General features: G+C 54.6%; 1 protein-coding gene. It reads left to right on the top strand.

The window, feature by feature from the left end:
• Positions 1 to 187 precede the first annotated feature (187 nt).
• On the top strand, positions 188 to 1,312 hold the full coding sequence (locus DW112_RS09825; protein WP_118328868.1) for an aminotransferase: 1,125 nt from the start codon (positions 188 to 190) through the stop codon (positions 1,310 to 1,312).
• Positions 1,313 to 1,913: the final 601 nt, after the last annotated feature.

Consider the following 1,913-nt stretch of genomic DNA (forward strand, 5'->3'; position numbering starts at 1 on the left):
CCGCGGCGGCCCGCGCTGCATGAGCATGCCCTTCTGGCGCGAGGACCTCTAAGGTTTTCAAAGACCCGTACAGGTCTTACTACAAACATCTAGCTGCCATTAGATGTCTCCCATTGGGGCGGTGCGGATCTTTCGCACCGCCCCATTCATGTTTAATGACGCTAAATGAAGATCAGATAAGGTGGCCATGGATATCAAGACAATCGGTGTTGAGGAATGGCTCAACGTTTGGGAGAAGAGTGCTACCTGGGATATAGCTCAGTCGACGATCTCGTCGCTGACCATGGGCGAGCTTCGCGCACTGGACGAGCAGGACGGCGCCACGTTCTACGAGCGCCTGGATCGCGAGAAGATGAACTACGGCTGGATCGAGGGATCGCCGGAATTTAAGGCCGAGGTCGCCAAGCTGTATCGTCGCGATGTCAATCCCGATCACATTCTGCAGACCAATGGCTGCACGGGCGCCAACCTCAACGCCATCATGGCCGTTGTGGAGCCCGGCGATCACGTGATTGCCGAGTGGCCTACCTATGCGCCGCTCTACGAGATCCCGCGTACGCTGGGTGCCGAGGTCGAGTATTGGGAGCTCCGCGAGGAGCTCGGCTGGAAGCCCGATATCGAACAGCTCAAGCGCTTGGTGCGCCCCAACACCAAGCTCATCTGCATCAATAACGCATCGAACCCCATCGGTACGGTGCTCGATGCCGATACGCTCGGCCAGATTGCCGAGATTGCCCGTTCGGTGGGCGCCTATGTGCTGTGCGACGAGGTGTATCTGCCGCTCGAGAACACCGAGTCCTTTATATCGATGGCCGACGTGTACGAGAAGGCCATCGTCACCAACTCGGTGTCCAAGACCTATTCGACGCCTGCGGCTCGCGTGGGCTGGGTCGTGGCCGACGAAGAGGTCTCCAACCGCATCCGCACCTATCGTGACTACACCATGATCTGCGGCGGCGTGTTCAACGACGCCCTGGCGACCTACGTGCTCGAGCACAAGGATAAGATCCTTGAGCGCAACCGTAAGATCGTGTTTGGCAACCGTGATATCGCTCAGGCATGGATCGATACGCAGAGCCGCGTCTCTTGGACGGCGCCGCAGGGCGTATCCACCTCGTTTATCCAGCTGGATATTCCGGAGGACGATGAGGAGTTCTGCAAGCGCCTGTTGGCCGAGAGGGGAGTGCTGCTGGTTCCCGGCAGCCGCTTTGAGCTTCCCTGCGGCGCGCGTCTGGGCTACTGCGCGAGCGAAGACGTTCTTCGCGAGGGCCTGAGGCTTCTGGGCGAGGCGCTGGCGGAGTTTGATCGCTAGGATTCCGACGGCTCTCAAAGCCACTCAAATCTGTCTACGATTATCGATAACAGACCCGTTTCCCATGAGGGGAGCGGGTCTGTTTTTCTATACCGAGAAGTCAAGTTGTTACAAATGAGGCCGTAAGGCGAGCCGGTGTTCGTTGGGCCTTATACTGAACTTCCGGTGAACGGTACCAAGCGTCTGGTAAACGGTAATATGCATACCAGAAATGAATAGGACAAACTTTTTTCTGAATAAAAATGAAAATGGTTGAGACGCGGTATGAATCGCTAATTCTATTCATAGCTTTATTAGAAATATGCAATTTGAGGGCGGTTCAATAAAGTTAAGTTCCATTTGCTATTTGGTTTGAAAAAGCATTTAAGCACGTAAATAAACTTTATTAAATCAAAGTGTGCCATGCGTGAAGTATATGTGTATGCCGTTCACCCCCTATAAAAAACCGTTCGGGGGCAAGGTGGAAGTATGGGCTGATTTTGGATATAAATATGTCGTCAGCAATAACGCCTCACACGGAGGGGCGCTAACGAATCGGCCCTGACAAGGGCCCGAAAGAAAGGTAGGAGGCCATGACGAAAGGTCTGCACGTGCCTTCCGA

This window comes from Collinsella sp. AM09-41, assembly GCF_003473245.1.
Taxonomy (GTDB): Bacteria; Actinomycetota; Coriobacteriia; order Coriobacteriales; family Coriobacteriaceae; genus Collinsella.